General features: G+C 45.2%; 5 protein-coding genes. 3 read left to right on the top strand and 2 right to left on the bottom strand.

Annotation, left to right across the window (positions count from 1 at the left end; all coding sequences use genetic code 11):
* Positions 1-198: 198 nt before the first annotated feature.
* Positions 199-1,158 (bottom strand): LysR family transcriptional regulator, encoded by a 960-nt coding sequence (locus tag L975_RS11395; RefSeq protein ID WP_052181430.1) that lies wholly within the window; start codon positions 1,156-1,158, stop codon positions 199-201.
* A gap of 140 nt (positions 1,159-1,298) precedes the next feature.
* On the opposite strand from L975_RS11395, the gene dcuC reads away from it, so the two are divergent.
* The gene (dcuC, locus tag L975_RS11390; protein ID WP_047708736.1) at positions 1,299-2,582 is read left to right on the top strand and encodes a C4-dicarboxylate transporter DcuC; all 1,284 of its coding nucleotides are present in this window, start codon (positions 1,299-1,301) and stop codon (positions 2,580-2,582) included.
* A gap of 11 nt (positions 2,583-2,593) precedes the next feature.
* On the top strand, positions 2,594-3,862 hold the full coding sequence (locus tag L975_RS11385; protein WP_047708735.1) for an amidohydrolase: 1,269 nt from the start codon (positions 2,594-2,596) through the stop codon (positions 3,860-3,862).
* An 81-nt stretch (positions 3,863-3,943) separates the two neighbouring features.
* Here the strand turns inward: L975_RS11385 and L975_RS11380 are convergent, their stop codons facing one another.
* Positions 3,944-4,840, bottom strand: a complete 897-nt coding sequence (locus L975_RS11380) for a LysR family transcriptional regulator ArgP (RefSeq protein ID WP_047708734.1) — start codon at positions 4,838-4,840, stop codon at positions 3,944-3,946.
* Between the two features lie 119 nt (positions 4,841-4,959).
* Between L975_RS11380 and L975_RS11375 the strand changes: the two genes are divergently transcribed.
* Entirely contained in the window at positions 4,960-5,604 is a 645-nt protein-coding gene (locus L975_RS11375) for a LysE/ArgO family amino acid transporter (protein WP_047708733.1), read from the top strand.
* Positions 5,605-6,000: the final 396 nt, after the last annotated feature.

The raw sequence follows: 6,000 nt of genomic DNA, 5'->3' as shown, positions 1-6,000 counted from the left end.
CCATGCGAGAGTAGGGAACTGCCAGGCATTAAATTAGTGAAGAGCCCATCCTAACGGATGGGCTTTTTGCGTTTGGAAATTTTGTTTTTATTCTTTGCTTCCTTCCGTTTTTTTTCTTTCCGTTGTTCTCTTACCTTCTCTTCCCTGTATGTGTTTATTTGCTATATAAAAATAGCTAAGTTTATTTTTCTCCGTCTGCTATGGATACTGAATATTTACATTTTCACTTAGCATTGAGTGTGGCGCCCAATTATGCGATTGGCAGTGTCGACGAAAATGCTCCACCATTGCTTGTGCTGCAACAGTTAATGGTCGTTTACGTGGATAAATAAGCCCATATTGACTAATAGGTAACAGATGTTCACTGATAGGAAGAGCACTTAAAACGCCCTTAAATCGCGGTTCTTGTAACCGAGCTTGCGATAAAATAGTCAAGTAATCATCATTCATAACCAGATTCATAATGCATACGGTAGAATCAGTAAAAACGGGTGCGTAAGGATTATCCGGATGATTAAAGGGAATGAAGCTGCGGATATAATGGTAATATCCCATTTGTGTTTCAGGTAATAGCCACTTAGCCGTAGCTAGTTGTTCTAGCGAGGAGCAATTTTGTAGCGGATGATTCTTTCTGGCGACGATACTGAATGGGGCTTTAAACAAGCTTACAGCAATAAAATCGCCTAAGGGCATATCTTCAGTGAGCGTTCCAAGTGCAAAATCTAGCTGCCCTTCACGTAAACAGGGAAGAAGTGTTGAAAGTTGTGCTTCCTTAATATTAACTTCTGTTTTGGCATGTTCTTTTCTAAAGTCAGTGAGAACGTTATTTAATATGGTTACACCAAAAAGGGATGAGATTCCGAATGCGACTTTGCCATAGGTCTGATTATTTATTTGCTCAACCTCTAACGCTGCTTTTTCTATTTCTTCCAGAATTAAACGTGCCCGTATAGCAAAGGACTTTCCCGCATCGGTCAGACTAACACCTTCGCTAGTTCGTATCAGCAATGTAGCGCCGAGATGGTACTCCAGCTCTTTGAGTGTACGAGTTAGCGTAGGTTGTGACTGATTCATTTTGCGAGCTGCCGCACGAATACTTCCGCACTGGATCACCTCACTAAATACTTTAATTTGCTGCATTTTTGGCAGGTAGCGCATTCCATCCCCCCTATCAGCTTTTTTGATAGCCCTAAGAGTAATAGCATCTTTGGACCCTTAAGTTTATTGCGCTGGGTCAATATTTAATGGGCAAAAATCGAACAACACTGGAGTGGAGCCAACAATGAGGGAGTATTGGTATGTGGATGCTGATTTTAGGGATCGCGATTTTAATTGCGACCATCGTCTTATTGATTAAACAATATGATACTCGCACCACCTTGATTGGGGCGGGTATTTTATTATGCCTGATAGCTTTATCGCCAATGAATGCATTTACGGCATTCACTACGCGGATGACTACGTCGGGTTTGATTGAATCCATTTGCTCCAGTATGGGGTTTGCCTATGTGATGAAATACACAGGATGTGATGTGTGTTTGGTGCAGTTATTAACGCGCGGGTTATCTAAATTAGGCGTATTCTTAATTCCTGCCGCAGTTGCAGTAACATTTGTCGTATGCATTGCAATTCCTTCCGCAGCGGGAGCTTCTGCAGCTGTAGGTGCAACACTGATCCCATTATTGATTGCTGCACGAATTCATCCAGCGATTGCTGGCGGGGCTGTATTATCCGGTACGTTAGGTGCTTATTTGAATCCTGGTGTGGCACATAACGCATTTATTGCCAATATATCAAAAACGCCTTTAATGGAGTTTGTGTTTTACCATGCACCTATCACAATTGCGTGTGGCGTTATTTGTGCTATTTGTCTGACAGCTGTCGCGCTATTCATGAAAGAAGTCAATTATGTTGACCCTGATAAAAATGTTGATGCTGACAATGGTGACGCAGCGACGATCCAGTTATCACGTGACACATTCTTCTATCTTAAATCTATAGCTCCATTTTTACCGGTATTATTACTTGTAGCCACGGAGTTAGGCTGGCTTGGCGGTACGAAATTGAGTGTCCCTGCGGCCATGATTATTGGCTCTTTGTACGCACTATTTGTCAGCAAATCTAGCCCAAGCGGTTTAACGACCAGTTTCTTTGACGGTATGGGTTCATCTTATGCCAATATTCTGGGGATTATTATTGCTGCTGCAGTATTTATTGAAGGCTTAACTTCAGTTGGTATTATTCGTGAGTTTATTCAAGTATTGACTCACTCTCCTGAATTCGCTCGCTGGGGAGGAACATTAGGGCCATTTTTTATGGGGCTAATTACTGGAACGGGTGATGCGACAGCTTTTGCATTTAATGAAGCAGTTACGCCACATGCCAATATGTTCGGCTATGAAGTAAATACATTAGGTGCAGGTGTTATGCTGGCTTCGGCACTGGGGCGCAACATGTCACCGCTGGCTGGTGCTGCGATTGTTTGTGCAGGTCTTGCTGGCGTAAACCCTTTAGAGATCGCTAAACGTACCGCTCCAGGCATGATTGTGGCGGTATTATTTATTGCATTGTTCTTCTTATAAACGGAGGCCCTATGTCTGAATTAAATCAATTACAACAATGGCGCCGTGCGTTTCATCAGATCCCAGAACGTGGTTGGGGTGAGTTTATGACCACGGCCAAAATTATTACACAGCTACGTGATATGGGCTGGGATGTGCTAACTGCCTCAGAATTTTTGTCTAACGAGTATATTTTAGGTCGTAATGATAATGAGGTGGCGGCTAGTCTGGCTCGTGCACAAGCGGCAGGCATCTCTCAAACCTTGCTCGATGAGATGGATGGGCTGACCGGTTGCGTTGCGGTATGGGATAGTGGCCGTGCTGGACCGATTACTACGTTACGTTTTGATATTGATTGCGTGGCGGTTTCCGAGTCAGACGATGAGTCGCATATTCCAGCTCTAGTGGGCTTTACGTCTAAGCACCCAGGCGATATGCATGCGTGCGGGCATGATGGTCATATTGCGATGGGACTGGGTTTAGCACAGTGGGTTATGCGTGCCAAAGCGCAGTTGTGCGGCAAAATAAAATTGGTTTTTCAACCCGCAGAAGAGGGCGTGCGCGGGGCTAAACCGGTTGCTGAGGGGGGGATTTTAGATGACAGCGATTATTTTCTCGCTGCACATATTGGCATGGGAGTACCTAGTGGCTGCGTAGCGGTCGCGCCAACAGATTTTTTGTGTACTACGAAACTTGATTTCACGTTTCATGGCGCGCCAGCTCATGCCGGAGTAAATCCACATTTGGGGGCCAATGCGCTAGCGGGAGCTTGTCATTGTGTTACTCAGCTTTTGGCCATTCCTCGTCACGGTGAGGGGATGTCACGTATAAATATTGGCATGCTGCATGCCGGTGAAGGGCGGAATATCATTCCAACATGTGCAAAGTTACAGTTGGAAGTGCGGGGTGAAACCGAAGCTATTAACCGATATATGCGAGAGCGTGCGTTGTCTATCGCCCAGGGGATTGCTCTTGGCTTTGATCTGCGATTTGAGTATGAAGTCGCAGGTGAAGCCACCGACTTGCATAACGATCCTTTGTTGACCGAATTGCTGGCCAATATTGCCTCTGAGGAGTTTGGATTAACTCTAGTAGAAAAATCATTTGGGGGCAGTGAAGACGCTACATTACTGGTTCGTCGTGTACAGCATTGTGGCGGTCAGGCTGCCTATATTGTGTTGGGTGCGGATATTACTGCCGGTCATCATGAGGCGAATTTTGATTTTGATGAGTCGGTATTAACGCACGGTGTGCAGATCTTTGCATCTTGCATCAGCAAACTGAATGGCGTGGTGGCTTAATTATAGGGTGCTAAATTGAAACGAGAGCGAGTGCTGATTTATAAGGATTCGCTCTCGAAAAAAATTCATATTTTCATTGCGTTATTGTGCCAAAACCAGCCGAGCATGCTCAATGCATTGCTGAGAGATTTGAGCCAATACACCGCTTTCGAGTGTCCAGCGATGCCAGTACAGTGTTCGTTTCACACTTTTCCCTGGCATCAGATTGACCAGCATGCCGGTTTGTAATTCCTGTTGGATCATGACTTCGGGGATCAAACAGTAAGCCACACCTTGTGTCGCTAAGGCGATAAAGGCTTCAGAAGAGCGCACCACATGGCGTGGCCAGCTGACGGATGGCAGGGTAAAGTGCTGTGCCAGAAAATCTGCATGCATGTCATCATGTTGATCGAACACGATTGCAGGCGCTCGGGTGAGGCTGTGTGAGTCAATACCATCATGAAAGTAGCGATTGATAAAATGCGGTGCGGCAACACAAAGGTATTCCAGAGTGCCGAGTTTATCGCTGATGCAGCCGGCTAACGGCATAGGTTCGCTGCTGATGGCCGCAATCGCTTCGCCACTTCTTACTCGCTTGAGTGTTCGGCTCTCGTCATCAATCATCAGATTCAGTAAAATTCGCCCCTCTTGCAGTACGGGAGCGAGTGCGGGTAATAGCCACGTGGCTAGGCTGTCTGCGTTAGTTGCAATTGTGACGGGCAGCGGCTCATCTTCGCCGTTTGGTGTCAGCGTGGGCAACAGCTCAGATTCCATTAGCTGTACCCGTCGGTAAAACCCTAATAAGTGTCGCCCTATTGCTGTTGGTTTGGGTGGTGTTTCTCGTATTAGTACTGGCTGCGCCAACCACTTTTCCAGTTGTTTGATACGCTGGGAAATGGCCGATTGCGTGATAAACAGAGCTTGGGCTCCTTTATCAAAACCACCGTGCTGCACAATGGCATCTAATGCTTCGAGCCATTGATAGTCCAGTCCGCGCATCTCACATCCTTCTCAATCAGTTTGGCTAATGATGAATAAATATTATTAGTTTTATTAACCTAGCACGGTTTTCTATTCTGCTCATGGTGAAGATGAGATTAAAGAAGGAGAAGCTATTTATGTCTGCATTGGTGCAGGGGATAACGTTAGGGCTGGCGATGATTGTGCCGATTGGTGCGCAAAATGCGTTTGTGTTGAATCAGGGGATCCATCGTCAGCATCATTTGATGGTGGCACTGATTTGTATTCTGTGTGATATCGCCCTGATTGCATTTGGTGTGTTTGGTTCCGGCGTGGTGATTGAACAGTGGCCGTGGTTGCTGCAATTTGTCACTGCAGGTGGGATTTTATTCTTGGCCGTGTATGGCAGTCTGTCATTGCGTAGCGCATGGCAATCGAGAGGGGAATCAGCGTGTGCAGAGATAGAGCCTGAGCTAAATCATGAGGGTTCCCGTCATCATGTCGGTCGCTGGGCGGTGATTGGGGCGACCTTAGCGGTTACCTTGCTTAATCCGCACGTGTATCTCGATACCGTGGTGATCTTAGGCTCGATAGGGAATCAGCTGTTGGGCCATGAACGTTGGTGGTTTGCGCTCGGCTGTTTGCTTGCATCCTGCATGTGGTTTACCAGTTTATCGTTTGGCGCTGCGCGGTTTTCACCTGTGCTACTTAAGCCGAAAATTAAACGAGTCATTGATTTTACGGTGGGCGTGATTATGTGGTTATTGGCTGGGCAATTAAGTGTTCAGTTGCTGGCGTCGTAGTGTTGATGAACTTATGATTCGCAAAGTGACAGATAATGAAGAAAAGGAAAGCGTTGATGAATAAAACCATGCAAGAACCACTAAATTTTTGGGGGGAGTTTATTAAAACGATTACTGTTTGTATTAATCGGATTGCTGTTTATCAATATTCCCCAGGTTAATTATTAACGCTTACGTAATTCATGCGCGTAAGTGCATGTGTGTATACGCGTGCACGCTTGTTGTATTTTTGTTTTTAAGTGATGTTCATTCATAAATATTTCAGGGTTAATAGAGTTGATATGCATGCATATCACTTTGTGAATAAAAGATAATTATCTTATTTAATAATGAAAAATTAAGTGGGTGTTCAAAGTTTGTGCATTTTATCGCCGCAGTGCCAATGTAATCGTGTTA

It is taken from the genome of Plesiomonas sp. ZOR0011 (assembly GCF_000800945.1).
Lineage (GTDB): Bacteria > Pseudomonadota > Gammaproteobacteria > Enterobacterales > CAMTGL01 > Plesiomonas > Plesiomonas shigelloides.
This window is presented reverse-complemented; position numbering and strand designations above follow the sequence as displayed.